Source organism: Vibrio alginolyticus NBRC 15630 = ATCC 17749, from assembly GCF_000354175.2.
Lineage (GTDB): Bacteria > Pseudomonadota > Gammaproteobacteria > Enterobacterales > Vibrionaceae > Vibrio > Vibrio alginolyticus.
Map to the genome: position 1 here is coordinate 1565110 of NC_022359.1, position 20344 is coordinate 1585453.

The following is a 20344-nucleotide window of genomic DNA, read 5'->3' on the forward strand; positions in this document are numbered from 1 at the left end:
CCTCCTATCGGTTTTTCCATTGCGGTGGGCGTTTTTCTAAAAAGGCGCGAACACCCTCAACTTGATCTTCCGTATCAAAAAGATTCAGAAATAACTCTCGCTCTTTCATTAAGCCGTGCTTAAGTGGCGCAGAGCGCATATTTTGAATGAGCGCCTTACATGCGGCGACAGAAGATGGTGACTGGTTCGCAACAGATTCAGCAAGCTCCAGCGCTTTACTTAAAGCTTCGCCTTTGGGAACCAACTCCTCAACTAGGCCTAGTTCTTTTGCTTTGTCAGCGCTGACTTGCTCTCCACATAAAATGATGCGCTTTGCCCAGCCTTCCCCCACTAACGCTGTGAGGTTTTGGGTACCACCAGCACAGGGCAAAAGTCCGACTTTGGCTTCTGGTAAAGCAAGTACCGCTTGCTCTTCAACGACTCGAATATCACAAGCTAATGCCACTTCTAACCCTCCGCCCATGGCGTAACCATTAATGGCGGCAATGGAAACACCACGAAATTCCGAGAGCGTTTCAAAGGCTTCACCAAAGCATCGCGCCATGTCTGACGCAACCGCTTTGTCACCGTCAGAAAACAACTTGAGATCCGCACCAGCAGAGAAAAACTTTTCTCCACTGCCAGTTAAAACCAGTGAATAAACCTGGTTATCATCGTTAAGTGTGAGTATCAGCGATTTCAGTGCCTTGAGACTCTCTGCTGTCCACGTATTGGCTGGCGGGTTGTTCATCGTCACCAGCGCAACGTGATTAGCGATCGTATGTTGAATGGCAGTTTGGGTTAATGGCATATCTGAATCCTTTCTCAATGAGCAAATCCAATACTTCGCTACAGCAAGGCCGATTCCTCAGAGAGCAAACGGCGCGCGATGATCAAGCGCATGATTTCGTTCGTTCCCTCCAGAATTTGATGCACACGCACATCTCTGAAATGACGCTCCATTGGATACTCTTTGATGTAACCATAGCCGCCATAAAGCTGCAGCGCTTGGTCGCAAACCTGAAAGCCCACATCAGTTGCGAACCGTTTTGCCATCGCGCAATAAGCCGTGGCATCCGGGTCATTTCGGTCGAGTTTACTGGCGGCATAGCGCACTAACTGCCGCGCAGCCACTAGCTCTGTTGCCATGTCTGCCAATTTGAATTGTAAGGCTTGAAACTGCGCAAGCGACTTGCCGAACTGCTTACGTTCTTGAATGTACCGTGCCGCCCGTTCAAGGGCCTGTTGAGCCGTACCGACGGAACAGGTCGCAATATTTATACGCCCTCCATCAAGCCCTTTCATCGCAAAGACAAAACCTTGCCCTTCTTCGCCCAGTAAATGGCTAGCTGGAATAACGACATTTTCAAAAGTAACCGCTCGTGTTGGTTGGCTGTTCCAACCCATTTTGGGTTCTTTGCGCCCATAGCTGATACCATCAGCGTGAGCAGGAATAACAAATGCGGACACGCCTTTGGCACCCGCTTCTCCGGTTCGCGCCATCACGACCAAAACATCTGTCTCTCCTGCGCCAGAGATAAAGGTTTTGCCACCATTCAACACGTAAGTATCACCTTTTTTGCTCGCGGTTGTGGCCAACGAAGCGGCATCCGATCCCGCATTAGGCTCGGTTAAGCAATAGGAGCCTAACCACTCCCCCGTAACTAATTTCGGACAGAACTGCGTTTTGGCTTCATCGGTAGCAAAACTGGCTATCATCCAACTGACCATGTTGTGAATCGTCATAAACGCCGTAGTGGACGTACATCCCATGGCCAGTTGTTCAAAGATAATTGAAGCATCCAAGCGACTCAGCCCTAGGCCACCTTGCGCTTCTGGAGTGTAGAGACTGAGAAACCCCAGTTCCCCCGCCTCTCTCAATACGTCTTTGGGGAAGATCTGCTTTTCATCCCACTCCGCCGCCATCGGTGCTAAACACTCATCGGCAAATTGCTGAGCGGTATCAGCAAATGCACGTTGATCTTCATTAAGTTCAAAGTCCATAAAAGCTCCTTTTATTCACTCAGCGCAGTTGGATGGTCAGATTGGGCCCCGTCGGAATATCGTCATCAAACCAACGTGCCGTCACCGTTTTAGTCTCGGTATAAAAACGTACCGCTTGTTTACCATACGCATGTAAATCACCATAGAAACTGCCTCTCCAACCAGTAAAGGAGAAAAATGGTAAAGGGACTGGAATTGGCACATTAATCCCAACTTGACCGACTTGAATGTCATGCTGATATTTTCTCGCAGCAGCGCCATTAGCGGTAAATATAGAAGTTCCGTTGCCGTAAGGGTTGCGATTCACTAACTCAATGGCCTCTTGCAACGTTTCGACTTCCATACAAACTAAAACAGGGCCAAATATCTCTTGCGTGTAAATCGACATGTTCGCTGTTACACCGCTAAACAAGGTTGGGCCAATCCAGTTTCCATCGGGAAAGCCGTCCACTTCACACTGACTGCCATCGAGTTCACACACTGCGCCTTGTTGTTTGCCATCTTCGATTAGGTCCAATACGCGTTGCTTGGCTTGCTCACTGATCAGTGGGCCATAAGCAGCCTGTTCATCATCCCAAGGCCCTGGGTGTACTTTCGCCATCGCCAGTTTCAGGTCTGCAATCCATTGTTTTGAATCGCCGACAAATACCGCAACAGAAATTGCCATACAACGCTGCCCCGCAGCCCCTACGGAGGCTCCGATTAGGTTATTCACCACTTGATCTTTGTTTGCATCAGGCATGATCACCATGTGATTCTTTGCACCAGCAAAAGCTTGAACCCGTTTAAAATGTTTAGTCCCTGTAGTGTAGATATAACGGGCAACGGGAACCGAGCCAACAAATGACACCGCTCGAATATCAGGATGAGCCAGAAGAAAGTCGACTTGCTCTTTGCGGCCATGAACGACCTGCAACACTCCTTTCGGCGCGCCAGCTTGCTCAAATAGTTCAGCTAAACGAATAGAGGTCAATGGCACTTGTTCGGAGGGTTTGAGCACAAACGTATTGCCCGCAGCGATAGCGATTGGGAACATCCACAACGGAATCATGGCTGGAAAGTTAAACGGCGTAATGCCGCAACACACACCTAGGGGCTGAATCATTGAGTAACTATCAATATCCGTGGCAACGTTTTCGACGGTTTCTCCCATAATATTGCTGGCAATGTTTGCAGCCTGCTCAACCACCTCGATACCACGCCACACATCGCCTTTGGCATCCGCTAAAATCTTACCCGTTTCATGAGAAAGCAGTGTGGCAAGCTCATCATGATGCTCTTTGAGCAAGTGCTGATAACGCAGCATAACTCGGGCACGCTCGGGTATCGCCACTTCTTTCCAAGATTGGAATGTCTCTTTCGCATTATCAATGGCGGCTTCCATCTCGTGCTCTGTGGAACATGGAACGTACGCAATGACATCATTAGTGGCAGGATTGGTTACCTCAACCCAATCCGATGTTTGAGATTCACGAAACTCGCCACCAATAAACAAGGGAACCAAACGAGTCATCATTTACTCCTTTCTGATTTCAATTAAAGCGGTATTTCAATGCCTATCGCCGTGGCTTCTCCACCACCGATACAAAGTGACGCAACACCCCGCATCACTTTTTTGGCTTCGAGATCACCATTGGTGCCTAGCGCTTGTAGCTGACGCAAACTGTGAATCAATGTCACCAGAATTCGTGCGCCACTAGCCCCTATCGGATGCCCAAGTGCACAGGCTCCACCTTTAATATTTACTTTGCTCGTATCAAGCCCAAGTTCCGCCACCGCTATTTGTGTCACGACGGCAAAGGCTTCATTGATTTCCCACAGATCCACTTCATAAATTGACCAATCTAGCTGGAACAGCAGTTGCTCAATTGCGTAGACGGGGGCCAAAGTAAATTCTGCAGGTTTTCTGGCATGTGTAGAGTGCGCCTTGATGATCGCAAGTGGTTTAAGCCCCTGATGACGCGCAGTGTCTTCATCCATAAGCACCAGAGCCGCCGCGCCATCTGAAATGGCACTCGAATTAGCAGCGGTCACCGTACCTTTTTCATCGAATGCAGGTTTGAGTTGAGGAATTTTACCAAGGTCAATCGAGCGAGGGTGCTCATCGTAGTCCAGCACCGCTTGTTCTGACTTGGTATTGAGTGAAACCGGCGAAAGTTCATCGGCAAACAAGCCTCGCTCTTGAGCTTCCAACGCACGTTTTGCCGACATCACGGCCCATTCATCCATTTGCTCTCTGGTGAACTTAAGCCTGTCAGCGACTTGCTGAGCATAAACACCCATTAAGTGCCCTTCGTAAGCATCTTGTAGCCCATCGAGAAACATGTGGTCATACGTAGACTGGTGCCCCATGCGCATTCCCTTTCTCGCCTCCCTCAGCAAATACGGCGCATTGGTCATACTTTCCATACCACCAGCAATGGCAGAGCGAATCGTTCCAGCTTTAATGAGATCGTGCGCTAACATGACGCTCTTCATGCCAGAGCCACACACTTTGTTAATGGTGGTGCACCCTACACCCAAAGGAAGATCTGCCCCCATAGATGCTTGCCTCGCAGGAGCTTGTCCACACCCTGCTGGAAGCACACATCCCATGAACACTTCATCCACCGAAGTCACATTCACTTCGTGCATTGCCGCCTTGATCGCCAGTGCGCCTAATTGAGGAGCAGAGTAAGTTTGCAACTTGCCTTGAAAGCGCCCAATTGGCGTTCTTTTCGCGCTGACAATCCAGATGTCTTTTCCCATGATTCGCATTCCCTTAAGGTATATGTGAACACTTGGCAGACTGATGACACCCTACATAGAATTACTCACCAAGCGCCACACCAGCCTTTATCGCCTTTTTCACTAACAAACTTTCATTCCGCGATTTCTTGACGTTTACGTAAGCATAGCACTAGCCTTTACAATGAGATGAAAAAACACACCAAGCAGACGTTTATATTTCAAAGTTGATGTTCGGCCTTCCCATTTAAGGTTCGATTTCCAGAAACTGGATTTTTATTCGAGGTAAGTATGTTATGGAAAAATACAAGATCAGTGACCTCGCCAAGGAGTTTGATATTACTACTCGCAGTATCCGGTTTTATGAAGACGTGGGTCTGATTGAACCAGAGCGAAAAGGCAATATGCGCGTTTATCAACGCAGGGATAGAATTCGCCTCAAACTGATTTTAAGAGGGAAACGACTCGGTTTTTCATTGGCAGAAATTCGTGAACTTTTCGAGCTCTACGACATGCAACAAACCGAAGGACAGTTATTGAAAATGCTCAATATCATTGAAGAGAAACAAGCCGTCCTACAGCAACAACTCAACGACATCAGCGTCGTTATGGCAGAGTTGAATGCCGCTAAGGAGCGTTGTATTCAAACACTCAAAAGCAAGCAGACATAAACGCTATACTCAATTAGCAACACCGCTACAGGCTTTTCCACCTTACCTCTGATACCGGGAGACGTTATGAAAAGCACCTATACCCCACTCAATTTCGGACTTGGTGATACCATCGATATGCTCCGAGAACACGTTAATGCCTTTGCTACGGAACATATCGCGCCCATCGCCGCTGAGATAGACCGCGATAACCAGTTCCCGAATCATTTATGGCCTTTGTTGGGAGAAATGGGGTTGCTTGGTGTGACCGTCGATGAAGAGCTTGGTGGTGCAGGCATGGGATACCTCGCTCATGTTGTTGCCATGGAAGAAATCAGCCGTGCCTCTGCGTCTGTCGCTTTAAGCTACGGCGCTCATTCTAACCTGTGCGTCAACCAAATCTTTCGTAACGGCACGCCTTCTCAACGCGAAAAATACCTTCCAAAACTCATTGATGGTACGCACGTTGGCGCCCTAGCGATGAGCGAGCCCAATGCCGGTTCAGACGTGATAAGCATGCAACTGAAAGCGGAGAACAAGGGCGACCATTTTGTACTGAATGGCAACAAAATGTGGATAACAAATGGGCCCGATGCTGACGTAGTGGTGCTTTACGCTAAAACAGATGTCAGCGCAGGTTCACGTGGCATTACCGCATTCATTATTGAACGTAACTTCGCAGGTTTCACTCATGCTCAAAAGCTGGACAAGCTAGGCATGAGAGGCTCGAATACTTGCGAACTTGTATTTAACCATTGCGTAGTGCCAAAAGAGAATATTCTTGGCGAGTTGAATCAAGGCGTCGAGGTATTAATGAGTGGGCTGGATTACGAGCGCGTCGTCCTCGCTGCCGGACCACTCGGGATAATGCAAGCTTGCATGGACATTGTGGTCCCGTACGTACATGAACGAGAGCAGTTTGGAAAATCCATTGGCGAGTTTCAGTTAGTTCAGGGCAAGATCGCCGATATGTACTCTCGAATGAGTGCAGCAAAAGCGTATGTATATACCGTCGCAGCGGCTTGTGATCGAGGTAACGCAACACGCAAAGACGCCGCTGGCGCGATTTTGTACAGTGCAGAACTCGCCACACAAATGGCACTCGATGCAATACAACTGCTCGGTGGGAATGGCTACATCAATGAATACCCTGCTGGTCGTTTGCTACGTGATGCAAAGCTTTATGAAATCGGCGCGGGTACCTCAGAGATTCGCCGCATGTTAATAGGCCGAGAACTGTTCGAAGAATCTCGCTAACGGAACATACGACAAGGAAGTCATTATGGCCATTATCAAAAGTAAAACTAAGCCAACTGACGAGTTATTTCTTTCCAATAAAGCTGTTATGGAAACGTTGGTCACTCAACTTAATCAACACATCGAGACCATCAAACAGGGCGGCGGTGAAAAAGCCATTGAGCACCAGAGGCAAAAAGGAAAACTCCCCGCACGAGAACGCATCGCGCGCTTGCTTGATGACAACACTGACTTTCTTGAAATCAGCCAGTTTGCCGCCTGGCAAGTGTATGACGAAGCGATCCCCTGCGCTGGTGTTATCGCCGGCATTGGTATCATAGAGGGGATTCAATGCATGGTCATCGCCAACGATGCTTCGGTAAAAGGCGGAACCTACTACCCACTCACGGTAAAAAAACACCTTAGAGCGCAAGAGATTGCCCAACGTTGCCAACTCCCCTGCGTGTACTTGGTGGACTCCGGTGGCGCAAATCTCCCTCATCAGTCCGACGTCTTCCCCGACAAAGAACACTTTGGTCGCATTTTCTTTAACCAAGCGAGAATGTCAGCGAAAAGCATCCCCCAAGTTGCTGTTGTGATGGGGCTTTGCACTGCTGGGGGCGCGTACGTTCCTGCCATGGCGGATGTGTCCATTATGGTTAAAGAGCAAGGCACCATTTTTTTGGCGGGGCCACCTTTGGTGAAAGCGGCCACTGGCGAAGTCGTGACGGGTGAAGAGCTCGGCGGTGCAGACGTGCATTGTCGAAAATCTGGTGTCGCAGATTATTACGCTGAAAATGATGAACATGCCCTAATGCTTGCGAGAGAAGCCATTGCCAATGCCAATAGAACAAGACCTGTTAAGCCAGAAAACACCGTACTTCCTCCCCGCTACGACGCAGAAGAAATCTACGGAATCGTGAATGCCAACTTACGACTGTCATTCGACGTTCGAGAAATTATTGCCCGCATCGTCGATGATTCTGATTTCGACGAATTCAAAGCCTTGTACGGCAGAACGCTAGTGTGTGGCTTCGCTCGTATTCAAGGACACTTGATTGGTATTGTGGCAAACAACGGTATCTTGTTTTCTGAATCGGCACAAAAAGGCGCGCACTTTATTGAGCTGTGCGCCAAACGGAAAACACCGCTTCTCTTTCTCCAAAACATTACCGGCTTTATGGTCGGAAAAAAGGTTGAAGAAGAAGGCATCGCAAAACATGGCGCCAAGCTAGTGATGGCCGTCGCTTGTGCTGACGTGCCGAAGTTTACCGTGATCATCGGTGGATCGTACGGCGCTGGTAATTACGGCATGTGCGGCCGAGCGTATGATCCAACCATGATGTGGATGTGGCCGAACGCGCGTATTTCTGTGATGGGCGGAGAACAAGCAGCAGGCGTTTTAACACAAGTTCGAAAAGACGCGAAGGAACGTCAGGGGGAAGCGTGGTCAGAGCAAGAAGAGCACATTTTTAGAGAATCGATCATAGACTTGTATGAAACACAAGGACATCCCTATTTTGCGAGTGCTCGGCTATGGGATGACGGAATTATTGACCCTAAAAAAACGCGCCAGGTGTTGAGTCAAGCGTTAATGGCAGCATTAAACGCCCCCATTCCTGATAGCGAGTTTGGCGTCTTCAGAATGTAAATATCCAAAGATGAATTAAGGAAGTAAGTATGCAGGAAATGCAACCAAGCATTATTCCCAACGCCCAAAGGCAAGATGATGTTCTTTGGCATGTCGATGATAATGGCGTAGCGACCATTACCCTAAACAGAACAGCTAAACACAATGCTTTTGACGCTTGTACGATCGACTTGCTGATCCACCGCCTAGATTATCTCGCTTTACGAACGGATGTGCGGTGCTTGGTATTAAGAAGTAACGGTAAGCATTTTTCATCCGGGGCCGATTTGAATTGGATGCAGTCGATGGCCGACAGCACGAGGCAAGATAACTTCGTTGATGCCCAAAACTTGGCAAGACTCATGGAAACATTAGATTCGTTCCCTCAACCCACCATCGCAGTTGTTCAAGGTTCCGCTTATGGTGGCGCTTTGGGGTTGATTTGTTGTAGTGATATCGCCATCGCAAGCCAAAGTGCCAACTTTTGCTTAAGTGAAGTTAGGCTTGGTTTAGTTCCAGCGACCATTGCGCCTTACGTCATGCGCGCGATGGGGAATAGACAAGCTAGACGCTATATCTTAAGTGGTGAAGTCATTTCAGCCGAAGATGCCGAACGGTTTGGTATTGTGCACGAAGTGAAAGAAGCCAAACAGCTTGAAAATGCGGTCGATAGCGTAATCAAGACGTTGCTACTTAATAGCCCAGATGCGATGCGTAAAGCGAAAACGCTCTGCCATCAATGTCATCAAAACCCCATCGATCAACAACTGATTCACTATACTAGCAAGCTCATTGCGGACATTAGAGTATCACCCCAAGGTCAAGATGGGCTGCAAGCGTTTCTTGAAAAACGTAGCCCAAGTTGGGTCACCAAGTCACAGGACAAGTAATGCTACCTTCCAAAGTAAAGATTGTCGAAGTAGGTCCTAGAGATGGGTTGCAAAATGAATCTCCTGTTGCGACCCAGACTAAAATCCGGCTGATCAACTTACTCTCTGATACTGGGTTAACGCATATTGAGGCGGGCTCTTTTGTCTCACCCAAATGGGTGCCACAAATGGCGGACTCAATAGAGGTCATGAAAGCAATAACACGGCGAAATCATGTTACCTACTCTGCCCTGACACCAAACCTAAAAGGCTTAGAACAAGCGTTGGAGGCTGACGCCAATCAGGTCGCAATTTTCACTTCATCCTCAGAAGGATTCTGCCAACACAATATCAATTGCTCGATTGCAGATAGCCTAACTCGCTTCGAACCTGTAATGCGATTAGCCACCAAACACGGCATCCCTGTTCGTGGCTATCTATCCTGCGTTGCCGACTGCCCTTACGATGGCCCGACAGCCCCTAAACAAGTGGCGAGCGTGGTCAAATCACTCATCGATTTAGGGTGTTATGAGGTGTCTCTAGGCGACACAATCGGTACAGGCACGCCAAACCGTATCGCTGCTATGCTAGAAGCCGTCATGTTGGTTGCACCTCTTCCCCAGCTTGCTGTCCATTTCCACGACACATGGGGACAAGCTCTCACCAACATTTATCAGGCACTGAGTATGGGCATCAACACCATCGACAGTAGTGTGGCTGGGCTGGGTGGATGCCCATACGCTCATGGCGCATCAGGGAATGTCGCAACGGAGGATGTACTATATTTATGCCAAGGGTTAGGAATAGAGACGGGGATCGACTTAGAGCTACTGGCTAAAGCTGGCTGGATGATCAGCGAAGAGCTGGGTCGGCAGCCTACATCAAAAGTGTCATTAGCATTGCGTAACCGCGTATTATCACTTTCGTAGAAGGCCATCCGGCACCTCAAATTCTCCCAACCCAAGTTAATTTGCTCTACTTTCGAGTAGGGAAGCGAAACCGCCCGCCAGTACGATAAATAATTAGAGAAAATAAGATAAGCACACAACCTACTAGTTTATTTGCCGTTAGCACTTCGCCATACCACAGCACGCTCAGAATAACCGTCCAAACTGGTTCTAATATCATAATTAGAGCAGCGTTACCTGCCTGAACAAATTTTTGCCCCATGGTTTGCATTACGTAACGCAAGCTCGTCGCTAATAAGGTACTCAACGCAAACCACCACCAAATAGAGGAGTCCACCTCAGCCGGGAAAGATTCCATAAAAAATGAAACCAACAAACCTAAGCAACCTGCTGAAAAAAGTTGCACGCAAGTAAGCAGCAGCACAGGTAGTTTTTGAGAGTATTTGCTGTTCACATTAAAATGAAGCGCCAAAACCAGTGCTGCACCAAGAAACCACAATTGACTGGCCGATTGTTTCCAGCCACCAACTAAAGAAAGACAAGCAAGACCTAATACAGCGATAGGCAAAGAAAGCCAGAAAATTCGTTGTGGTCGTTGACGAAACATAACCCATGCAACAATCGGCACAAACAGCATGGAAAGGCTCATGATAAATGCGCCTTCCCCAAGAGTATCACTGATAGAAATAGCGTAAATCCATGTCATAACGGCACTGCCTAACAGGAGCCCGACACCACCAGCAGAAAGCACATCTTTTAAGTTTGCTTTCAGCAAAGGTCGGTAACATAGAGGCAGTAAGCAGAGCGAAGCGATAGTAAATCGCGCCCCAATAAAGCCAAAAGGTGGTAAACCCTGTATTGTTTCCTTAGAGAATATCCAGCCAAGTGCAGCGATCATCGTCGTCGCAACCAGAATAACCGTCGCTTTGCGTTCTGAGTTAAACATAAGTACTCACAAAATATGGAACACACAATAGCGCAGCAAGAGAGTTTTACTGCGCTATTGTGTAAATTTGAAAGGGGTTTGTGTCGAGCGAAAAAGTGAAAGCCCGATCCTCTCCTGTATTGTTGTCACGCAGATTGAAGTTCTGCTGCTAGATACATTAAATGCAGGCAAAGTCTTAAGGCAAGCCTTTTCGCATACTAAATTACTTTAGCATTCTATACAGCAAGCAAACTGGCTAAAACCTGTACCGGGTGTCGAACTACCTCCCCTTCAAAACGCTTAACTTGACTGCGGCAGGAGTACCCCGTGGCTAACACACGCTCAGTGGGCAGGTTCTTTATATTCGGTTTCCAACTAAGCTGATATATAGCTTCAGACGTACTTTTCTTATCCACTTCATGTCCGAATGTCCCAGCCATGCCACAACATCCCGTAGGTATGACTTGCAGATTTAAGCCAAAGTGCTGAAAAATAGACTGCCAAGATTTCTCAGTCTCCGGTATTTTGGTCTTTTCTGTGCAATGCGCCATCAAATACCAAGGCTCTTCATCTGATGCGCGTACAGCTGGCCATTCGTTGAGTGTATCCACCAGCCATTCATGAGCCGTATAAACTGTAAATTCGCCTCGCTTCTCTTTTAGAACCTGATGGTATTCATCACGATAACAAAGCACTAAGGCTGCATCGATACCGATCATAGGAATTTCAACCTCAGCAACTTGTTTGAGAAAATCCGAGGTGTTTTGTGCATTTCTGGCGAATGCCTTAAGGAAACCTTTTACATGTTGAGCTTTCCCATTGGGTTTGAAAGGCAGAACAACAGGGTGTTTCCCTAACCGCTGCAATAACTGAATAAAGTCCGCAACCAACTCGGCTTCATAAAAGCTGGTAAATGGATCTTGAACAATCAAGACGTAATTTTGCTTCACTTCTGGGGAAAGCGATTCTAGATACACAAAGTCAAACGGGCTCACTCCAAGTGCCTGACATCGACTTTGCAACGTAGGGATCGATAGCACTGGCGAATCAATAAAACCGATGGATGTCTCTAATACTTGCGTAACAGGCCTACTAGATGCAATTTGATTAACCAGCTTGGGAGCTTTTGCCATAATCGGCAGCAGTTGCTCAATATTCGACACCAGATAGTCGCGCAGAGGTCTACGATAACGAGAGTGATAGAGGTGTAAAAAACGCGCTCTAAAATCAGGCACATCAACTTTAACAGGACACTGACTCGCACACGCTTTGCACGCTAGACAACCGTTCATCACCTCATAAACTTCATGCGATAAATCATCAGGATCGGGGCGAGATATCAACTTACTCAGCTTCTGAGCCAAAAGCTTAACCGATAACGTTTGATTGAGAAGTTGCTGTTCGTTAGCGAGCAAATCGAAGTCACTGTCATTAAGGCGACGCAGCCATTCACGCATTATCCCCGCCCTCCCTTTCGGAGAGTGGCGACGATCGGCTGTCACTTTAAATGATGGACACATTGGGCTATCAGCATCGTAATTAAAACACAGCCCATTGCCATTGCAAGACAGTACGGGCTTAAGCGACTCTCGGACTTCTACGGGGATCTGACGATCATAGTAGCCACGCTTGGTCGCTGTGACTTTTACCATTTCAGCGTCGCTATTCAGTGGCGTGCAAATCTTGCCCGGGTTCATTTTATTGTCGGGGTCAAACGCCGCTTTAATACGCCTTAATTCAGTAAAGAGCTCATCACCAAAGAAGGCAGGTCCATATTCTGAGCGATATCCTTTACCGTGCTCTCCCCACATTAAACCATTGTATTTTGCCACCAGCGCGACCACATCATCGGACAGTTGATGCATCAACGCTTCTTGTTCGGGGTCACACATATCGAGCGCTGGACGCACGTGAAGAACGCCTGCATCCACATGCCCAAACATGCCATAATGCAGGTTATTGCTGTCTAGCAACGTACGAAATTCCGCGATAAAGTCCGCCAAATTTTCAGGCGGCACACAGGTATCTTCCGCGAATGCAATCGGCTTTGCCTGACCTTTAGTCGCGCCAAGCAGCCCAACCGCTTTCTTGCGCATTACATAAATAGCTTGGATGTCTTTGGGGTCGCGACAGACTTGATAGCCGATGATACCACTGCGTCGATGAACGATTTCTTTATCAAGAATTAAAAGTAAGCGTTCAACTTTATCCTCAATATCATCGCTTTGACTGCCTGCGAACTCGACAAAGTTAATCCCTTGCATCTCTTTGCCCTGCACGTCTGAGATCGCGTGTTTTACCGAGTGCCAGACAATGTCTTCTCTTGCAAGGTTGAGTACTTTTGCATCGACTGTCTCAACCGATAGCGCCTCTGCTTCGACCATCAAGGGAGCATTTCGCAATGCAGAATCAAAACTATCGTATTTAACGTTCACTAACCGTCGCGTAGTAGGTATTCGCGTAAGATTGAGCTTGGCTTCAGTAATAAAAGCTAACGTACCTTCAGAGCCACATAATATTCTCGTGACGTCAAACTCTTCACTCTTGTCGTTGATGGCATTTTTTAGGTCATAACCAGTAAGAAAGCGATTCAGAGGAGGAAACTTATCCAGAATCTGTTGACGCTTGTCTCGACAAACTTCCTCCGTAATTTTTAACGCTCGCGATACTACATCACAGTTTAACCGTTTGTTTTGTTGAATTGCTTCGGTATCGAGCACCGAGCCATCTGCCAATACGGCTTTGAGCTCCAACACATGATCCGAGGTTTTACCATATTGCAAAGAGCCTTGGCCTGATGCATCAGTATTAATCATCCCACCTAATGTTGCGCGGTTGCTGGTCGACAGATCTGGCGAGAAGAAATAACCATAAGGGCGAACGATGTCGTTGAGTTGATCTTTGACTATCCCAGCTTCCACTCTCACCCAACCTTCCTGCTCGTTGATCTCTAACACTCGATTCATGTAGCGAGACAGGTCAACCACGATCCCCGAGTTCAATGATTGTCCGTTGGTGCCCGTTCCGCCTCCTCTGGGCGAAAAGGTCAAGTGTTTAAATTCATCACGAGCACTGACCTTGCCAAGTATTACCACATCATGATGGTTGGCAGGAAAGACGACCGACAACGGAAGTTGCTGGTAGACGCTGTTGTCAGTCGCCATACTCAATCGAGTGGTATAGCGAGCATCAGTATCCCCCTTGAAACCAAGCTGTTTAAGGGTGTTAAAGAACTTGATAACCACAGGATCAGAGGAAACCTGTAGCGGAAGTGCAGGAAGCATAATTTGAATCAGTGCCTTACGGTTGTCTTTTTAGGTTCATAACATGAATGTGGAGTTAAAAGCGGTAGAGGCGCTTGGGGTTATCGACCAGAATCTTGCTAAACAGTGTCGTATCTTGCGTCCAGTGCCACAAGGTATCTAATAGCTGGCCATCATTTGGCATCTCAGCAGCAAAACATGGATGAGGCCAATCCGAGCCCCAGACGCATTGCTCTTCATTCGCTTCTAACAAAGCTTGAGCAAACGAAGAAACGTCATCATAAGGCGGAGATTGAAGCGACAAACGATACGGTGCCGACAATTTTGTCCACACTTTCCCTTCGGCCTTAAGCTTCAATAAGGTTTGAAAACCAGGATGAGAAATCAGCTTGTTTGTTGGCATATGTCCAAGATGATCAATCACTACGGGCACGGGTAAAGCCCTTAATCGCTGATATAAGTCATCAAACTGCGAAACATCAATTAAGCATTGAAGGTGCCAGTGTCGCTCTGCAAGGCGAGCCGCTAAACGCTCAACATCACGCCACTCAATACCACCTTTAAACAGCAGGTTCATCCGCACCCCACAAAATCCGGCTTCTTGTAGCTCATCCAGCGTTTGCTCGGACACATCCGCATCCACGACCGCGACGCCTTTGTAGTCGTAACCTTGCTGGCGTAAATACCGTAATGTATCAAGATGCAACTGGTTGTCATTGCCATACACACTCGGCTGAACCAGCACGCCATGACGGATGCCTAATTGCTGGTGCAAATGCAGGTACGCGCCGACGCTGGCATCGGGTGGCGTGTAGGTTCGCGTTTCACAGTACGGATAACGTGAAGAAAAAACGTGGGCATGACAATCAACCGCGCCTTCAGGAATCGCGATTGTTGGTTTATTTACAAATGGGTCCGCCGCTTCACAAAATGGAATTATGCTCATCGAAAATCATCCTGTCAGAAAGGTAGAGGTGCCATCAACGAAAGCACCTCTTGAAGACTTAACTGAAGTTCTCACTCAACCAGTTCGCGATCACGCCAGAGAACTGAATAAACTTAGGATCGTCGTCCAACATCCACTCGGTGTGACCACCTTCAGGCAGTAAGAATAGAGATTTCGGCCCAGGGTATTTCGCGTACAGCGACTTTGCTTCGGTCACTGGGTGAAGATCGTTTTCTGCACCGTGCGCAATCAAGATTGGCGCGTCTGCAAATCGCTCGTCCAGTAGGGCTTCCGGTTTGAAATTGATGAGAGAATCCGCAAAATCCAGATCAGATGTCACGCCGTAGCCCGGTGCTTTGACCAGTTCAGTGAATACATATTCGCGGCTTACTGGGTCAAGCGGGTAGATTTCAAATGGATCAATCCCCTGCTTTTCTCCACCAAGAGCAAGACGTGTACGCTCTTCTAACATAAATTGACGGAACGCTTTCCAACCGTGCTCGCCACGTTGAGCAACCTGAACACGTACCGCATCATAAAAGCCGTTCATGGAGATAAGGCCATCAATCGCATCTTGACAAACTCGGTAAGCATCAAGAATTAATCCACCGGCCATGCCCCAGCCAGCCAGTACGACTTTGCGGCCTTCCTCGTCAGCGCGCTGTTTCACAACCGCAACCGCGTTCGCGATGTCACGTACTTGTTCATCTAGGATAACTCGCTCACGAATACCCTCAGATTCACCAAAGCCACGGTAGTCAAATCCGAATACTGTAAAGCCCTTCGCAGTTAAGGCTCTCGCGTAACGCTCTGGGTGAATATTTTTTTGCCCAGTAAAGCCTGAGCAGACAATAACGATCGGTAAGTCTGGGTTGTTAACGTTCTCGTCAGTAAAGAAAGCGCCATCAAGGCGTAGACCATCACTAATTACTGGGGCTTTTTGTTCAATCATAATTATCTCGTCCAAATGAATGTGTATGCTCGACAAAGAAGTCCTTGTCTTAAGTCACATCATGTTCGAATTTTGATAGCAATAATTTAACAATTGCGACATTCTTATCCAGAAATACGACATAGATGAACTGCCCACTTGGTGACCACAGAGAATGAAAACGACACACACGTATCGCATTGGTTTTTTCCTTATTCCTGATTTTTCGATGCTCTCTTTTTCGGCGGTTATCGAACCTCTTCGAATGGCCAACCGCCTCGCTGGTTGCGATTTGTATCAGTGGGATATTTATGGATTCGAAGATAAAGAAGTGTCGGCCAGTAATGGCGTTTCATTCTCGCCAACACAGTCAGTCAACAACATTGCTCATTTAGACTTGCTGCTGGTTGTGGCAGGTATTGGCGCCCATGTTGCTGCTGCGAGTGGCTCGGTGAATCAGTGGTTAAAGCAAGCGCTTCGTCAAGGCATCGCCGTGGGCTCGACTTCGACAGGCAGCGTATTGTTAGCAAAAGCTGGCCTGTTAAAAAACAAAACGTGTACCGTGCATTGGGAGTCCGCCAACAGCCTGGCAGAGGAGTTTCCAAACATTAACGTGACCAGTGAGTTGTACGAATTCGACCCACGCACACCAACTTGTTCGGGCGGCTTAGCCGGTTTGGATATGATGCTTCATTTAATTACAAACCAACATGGGAGTGACTTGGCGAATCAAGTGGCAGAGCAATGCATTCACCCTGCGATTCGACCCGCGCATGATAAACAGCGGATGTCGTTAATCCGTAAGCACAACATCCGCCACCCGCGCCTGCTCGACGCTGTAGAGATCATGGAAGCCAACATGGAAGAGCCGCTAAAGTGCTATGAAATTGGCGAACAAGTAGGATTATCGGTCAGGCAGATGGAAAGGTTATTTTTGCAATACTTGCAAGACAAACCAGGCAATTACTACCTTCAATTGCGCTTAGAACGCGCTCAACATTTGTTGTTGCAAACCATGCTGTCCATCACTCAAATCAGCACGGCTTGTGGGTTCAGTTCTACATCGTATTTTGCGCGCTGCTACAAAAAACGCTATGAAAAAACGCCGCGTGAAGAGCGACGTTTAGCTTAAGATTGAGTAAGAGAAAGGAGTTCAATCTCTTCGATCTCATCGTGATGTGTCAGACGGCTTATCGGACAACGTGCCTTGGTAAAGCAATGATAGCCAAGCAATTACCTGCTCTTTACTGGCTTTATCAAGTTGCAAACAGCCCTCTTCTATCGCTGACACGTGCGAGGCGGGCAGTTCTTTCTCTGCCAAAGTACGAAACTTACCTCGCATCTCGCCTCGACTGAGCGGATTTTCAGGATTACCTCGCGCAATACAGGGAGGTGAAGTCAGTTTGTCGCCATTTTTCAACGTCACCACGACATGCGCCCAACGTTCGGCTGGAAACTTATCATTGTATGCAGGCTCTTCAATTAACTTCATCCGTTCCGTAAGTGCCAAGCGAGCAGGATCGTTCAGTCCTTTGGTGACGGCTTCTACCGTGACCGTATTATCTATAACCGCACTCGCGACTGAAAATGGCAAACTGTACTGAGCCTGCTCGGTTGTCTCAGGGCGCTTGGTATGCAGGCACACCGCCTGGTGAAAGCTGTGAACTTCGATAAGTTCAATCTCATCAGGTTCTAGTTTATTTTCTTGTTGCAGCGCTCTCACCGCTTCAACCGCGGGTTGAGCCCAACGACAAACCGGATACGGTTTAAAGTATTGCTCCAGGATATACCAGCGCTGCCCTAAATCTGCCCACAAAGCGTGAGTTTGTTGGTCCAGCAGAGTCACGGCTGGCGCGCCAGTAAAGCCCTCTTCTGCCAGCTCTGCACTGGCAAAGCCCGCCATCGCTCCCCAGCCAGAGCCGTCTTTGAGCATGGTTGGATGTTCAATACAACGCATCATTTGACTGCGCGGGCCATAGAACTCGGCAATGCCGAGCGCATGCTCTGTTTGTGCATCCGTTAAGTCTTTTCTTCTTGCAGACACCGCAGCGACGCCCAACGCATTCCAAGCACCAGAAGTATGATAGTCACAAGCGGTTTGATGCAGCGCGATTCCGGCGCGAGTTGCAATTTCGTAGCCAATGATGAGGGACGTTAATAACTCTTCTCCCGTGATCGCTGACTCATGCATACTGGCGAGCAGCCCCGGCAAAACAGCGACGCCAACATGGCCTTTCGTCAGGACTTGGCCGTCGTGCGCGTCCATGCTGTCAATCAACATGCCGCCATATAGAGTCGCCCCACAACCACTGGCCGTGTGATCAGAAAACAGCATCGGCGTATCACCGGCAAACTGCTTCTGCGCGAGTTTAGCTACCATATTTTGCAGTTGCGTCGCTTTACCTGCTGCGGCGACACCTAACAAATCCAAGACGCAATATTTCGCTTGTTCAATAACGTCAGCAGGAAGCTGTTCAAAGGTTAATTCGTGAATAAATCGATGAATAGATTGCATCATCTACTGCTCCAGTTTTAGCGTTTTGCCTTCGACAATAGCGTTGTGATCAATGGTGTATTGCTGTCTCGCACGGTAGGCAGCTCGAACCTGGCTTTATCAATATCGTCCAATGACAAGGTTGCAGTTATCAAGGTTTCACCGTCTTCTGCCTGCGCCAATAGCTCGCCCGTTGGAGACAAAATACAGCTTCCTCCCCAAAACCACGCTTCGCCCTCTGGCCCGTAACGATTAGCCATCAAAACTGGAGTTCCGTAGAGCACCGCATAAAATTTAACGTTAACTAACCAGTTGTCTTCGTTGGAAAAGTCTTTACTGACAATACTGCTGGCCGAGTTGATCGGCGCGAGCAAGATTTCAGGCTTATCGAGTAGCGCGCAATGAACCAAAGGTGGGTTCCATAAATCGGCACAAATTAAAACCGAGCCTCGCCAATTTTCATCAAGACAAACGCTGGTGGTAGCCTCTCCCGAATGAAACCACTTACCCTCTTCAAGCCCACCATAGGTTGGTAAATTGACTTTACGATGCACAGCAACCACCGTACCACCGAGCAACCAAGCCATCGCGTTGTAGTATTCTCCCGGAGCGGCCTGTTCAACAAAGCCGACAATCACGGACATCTGCGGTGCAAGTTGCGCAAGCTCTTTAAGCCGAGCATCATCACGCTTCATGGCAACTTCACGCACAGAGGATTGGAGCTGGTATCCGGTCAAGGAGAGTTCAGGAAACAGCAATAGCTGCGACCCTATGGCCGCAGCTTGCTTTATGTAATCCTGATGAGTATTCAGATTGGCATTCACATCGCCTAACTGGGCGTTGATTTGGGCCACACTGACTTGCAAGATAGTCATGGTATTACCCCAAGTTATGCTCAGATAGGAACTGGCTTGCGACTTCTGAGATCGAACGTCGCTCCACATCAACTTGTTGATTCAATGTCGACATCGTATCGCCATCGATCGCCGCAGAAAGCGCGTTCATTTGCTCGGCAAGGTCTGGGTTCGCATCTAGCGTTTCTTGGCGAACCACAGGAGTGATCGCGTAATCAGGGAAGAACTGTTTGTCATCCGTTAAAACGGTAAAACCAAATGCTTTGATACGACCATCTGTTGCAAATACGAGCGCAGCATCGACTTCTTGCCCTTTTAGCGCATCATAAGTTAACCCAGTATCCATGCGTTTCACTTGGTCTCGTGAAGCTTTGAATTTGTAGGTTTTCTGTAAAGGTCGGAAGCCATCTTTTCGTGCATAGAATTCCGCATTCAAAGCAATGGTCATTGGCGGGTCTTGGCGCATTTGCTCGGCAAACTCGGACAAGGTTGAGATGCCACGTTGTTTCGCATCGTCACTGCGCATAGCGAGCGCGTAGGTGTTGTTCGCTTTTGAAGGGTTAAGCCAAACTAGGCCTTTCTTCGCATCGAGTTCCTTAACGCGTTGATACACTTGCTCTGCTGGGAGCTTGTCTTTGACTTTGTTGTAAATGATCAGTGATGTGCCCGTGTATTCCCAATAAAGATCAATCTGGCCGTTTTCTTGCGCTTTACGCAAAACCGCACTGCCCATGCCCGAACGCTTATCAACGTCGTAGCCTTTTTTGGTTAAATATTGAGACGTGATCTCCGTTAAAAGCTGTTGTTCTGTAAAGTTTTTGCCACCTACGACGATTTCCGCGGATGCGTGAAAACTTGAAAGCAGTACACCAACGGCCAGCAAGCGGCGAGTAATTTGCTTTAACATGTTTGACTCCTGTCTGTGTTC

The 20344-nt window shown here is 48.0% G+C and carries 17 protein-coding genes; 6 read left to right on the forward strand and 11 right to left on the reverse strand.

Annotated features, from left to right (window positions below; genetic code table 11):
- Positions 1 to 4 precede the first annotated feature (4 nt).
- The 4 genes from N646_RS22230 to N646_RS22245 are packed head-to-tail and all read right to left on the reverse strand — an operon-like array spanning position 5 to position 4731.
- On the reverse strand, positions 5 to 790 hold the full coding sequence (locus N646_RS22230; RefSeq protein ID WP_005375773.1) for an enoyl-CoA hydratase: 786 nt from the start codon (positions 788 to 790) through the stop codon (positions 5 to 7).
- A gap of 38 nt (positions 791 to 828) precedes the next feature.
- Complete coding sequence (locus tag N646_RS22235) at positions 829 to 1983, reverse strand: acyl-CoA dehydrogenase family protein (protein ID WP_005375772.1); 1155 nt, start codon at positions 1981 to 1983, stop codon at positions 829 to 831.
- 19 nt (positions 1984 to 2002) lie between these two features.
- Positions 2003 to 3496 (reverse strand): CoA-acylating methylmalonate-semialdehyde dehydrogenase, encoded by a 1494-nt coding sequence (locus N646_RS22240; RefSeq protein WP_017821197.1) that lies wholly within the window; start codon positions 3494 to 3496, stop codon positions 2003 to 2005.
- A 23-nt stretch (positions 3497 to 3519) separates the two neighbouring features.
- Positions 3520 to 4731 (reverse strand): acetyl-CoA C-acyltransferase, encoded by a 1212-nt coding sequence (locus tag N646_RS22245; protein WP_017821196.1) that lies wholly within the window; start codon positions 4729 to 4731, stop codon positions 3520 to 3522.
- A gap of 275 nt (positions 4732 to 5006) precedes the next feature.
- Here N646_RS22245 and N646_RS22250 point away from each other — a divergent pair, with 275 nt between their 5' ends.
- From N646_RS22250 to N646_RS22270, 5 genes are all read left to right on the forward strand, one after another.
- The gene (locus N646_RS22250; protein ID WP_017821195.1) at positions 5007 to 5381 is read left to right on the forward strand and encodes a MerR family transcriptional regulator; all 375 of its coding nucleotides are present in this window, start codon (positions 5007 to 5009) and stop codon (positions 5379 to 5381) included.
- Between the two features lie 66 nt (positions 5382 to 5447).
- On the forward strand, positions 5448 to 6617 hold the full coding sequence (locus N646_RS22255; protein WP_005387610.1) for an isovaleryl-CoA dehydrogenase: 1170 nt from the start codon (positions 5448 to 5450) through the stop codon (positions 6615 to 6617).
- A gap of 25 nt (positions 6618 to 6642) precedes the next feature.
- Positions 6643 to 8247, forward strand: coding sequence for a carboxyl transferase domain-containing protein (locus N646_RS22260; protein WP_021036013.1), 1605 nt, complete (start codon positions 6643 to 6645; stop codon positions 8245 to 8247).
- Between the two features lie 29 nt (positions 8248 to 8276).
- Positions 8277 to 9116, forward strand: a complete 840-nt coding sequence (locus N646_RS22265) for an enoyl-CoA hydratase-related protein (RefSeq protein ID WP_017821060.1) — start codon at positions 8277 to 8279, stop codon at positions 9114 to 9116.
- Positions 9116 to 10024, forward strand: a complete 909-nt coding sequence (locus N646_RS22270; protein WP_017821061.1) for a hydroxymethylglutaryl-CoA lyase — start codon at positions 9116 to 9118, stop codon at positions 10022 to 10024. The genes N646_RS22265 and N646_RS22270 overlap by 1 nt, the downstream gene beginning before the upstream one ends.
- Before the next feature lie 46 nt (positions 10025 to 10070).
- On the opposite strand, the gene N646_RS22275 is transcribed toward N646_RS22270, so the two are convergent.
- From N646_RS22275 to N646_RS22290, 4 genes are all read right to left on the reverse strand, one after another.
- Complete coding sequence (locus N646_RS22275; RefSeq protein WP_005375761.1) at positions 10071 to 10949, reverse strand: DMT family transporter; 879 nt, start codon at positions 10947 to 10949, stop codon at positions 10071 to 10073.
- Between the two features lie 215 nt (positions 10950 to 11164).
- Positions 11165 to 14212, reverse strand: a complete 3048-nt coding sequence (gene ydiJ, locus N646_RS22280; RefSeq protein ID WP_017821062.1) for a D-2-hydroxyglutarate dehydrogenase YdiJ — start codon at positions 14210 to 14212, stop codon at positions 11165 to 11167.
- Positions 14213 to 14267: 55 nt separating this feature from the next.
- Positions 14268 to 15137, reverse strand: coding sequence for an amidohydrolase family protein (locus N646_RS22285; RefSeq protein WP_017821063.1), 870 nt, complete (start codon positions 15135 to 15137; stop codon positions 14268 to 14270).
- A 58-nt stretch (positions 15138 to 15195) separates the two neighbouring features.
- A complete protein-coding gene (locus N646_RS22290; protein ID WP_005375755.1) occupies positions 15196 to 16089 on the reverse strand; it encodes an alpha/beta hydrolase in 894 nt (297 codons plus the stop codon).
- A 154-nt stretch (positions 16090 to 16243) separates the two neighbouring features.
- Between N646_RS22290 and N646_RS22295 the strand changes: the two genes are divergently transcribed.
- Entirely contained in the window at positions 16244 to 17200 is a 957-nt protein-coding gene (locus tag N646_RS22295; protein WP_005375751.1) for a GlxA family transcriptional regulator, read from the forward strand.
- Between the two features lie 36 nt (positions 17201 to 17236).
- On the opposite strand, the gene N646_RS22300 is transcribed toward N646_RS22295, so the two are convergent.
- The 3 genes from N646_RS22300 to N646_RS22310 are packed head-to-tail and all read right to left on the reverse strand — an operon-like array spanning position 17237 to position 20323.
- Positions 17237 to 18586: an MmgE/PrpD family protein gene (locus N646_RS22300; RefSeq protein ID WP_005375749.1), complete on the reverse strand. Its 1350-nt coding sequence runs from the start codon at positions 18584 to 18586 to the stop codon at positions 17237 to 17239.
- A gap of 14 nt (positions 18587 to 18600) precedes the next feature.
- Positions 18601 to 19437, reverse strand: a complete 837-nt coding sequence (locus tag N646_RS22305) for a nitrilase-related carbon-nitrogen hydrolase (RefSeq protein ID WP_005375747.1) — start codon at positions 19435 to 19437, stop codon at positions 18601 to 18603.
- A gap of 4 nt (positions 19438 to 19441) precedes the next feature.
- A complete protein-coding gene (locus N646_RS22310; protein WP_005375745.1) occupies positions 19442 to 20323 on the reverse strand; it encodes a glycine betaine ABC transporter substrate-binding protein in 882 nt (293 codons plus the stop codon).
- Between the last annotated feature and the right edge of the window lie 21 nt (positions 20324 to 20344).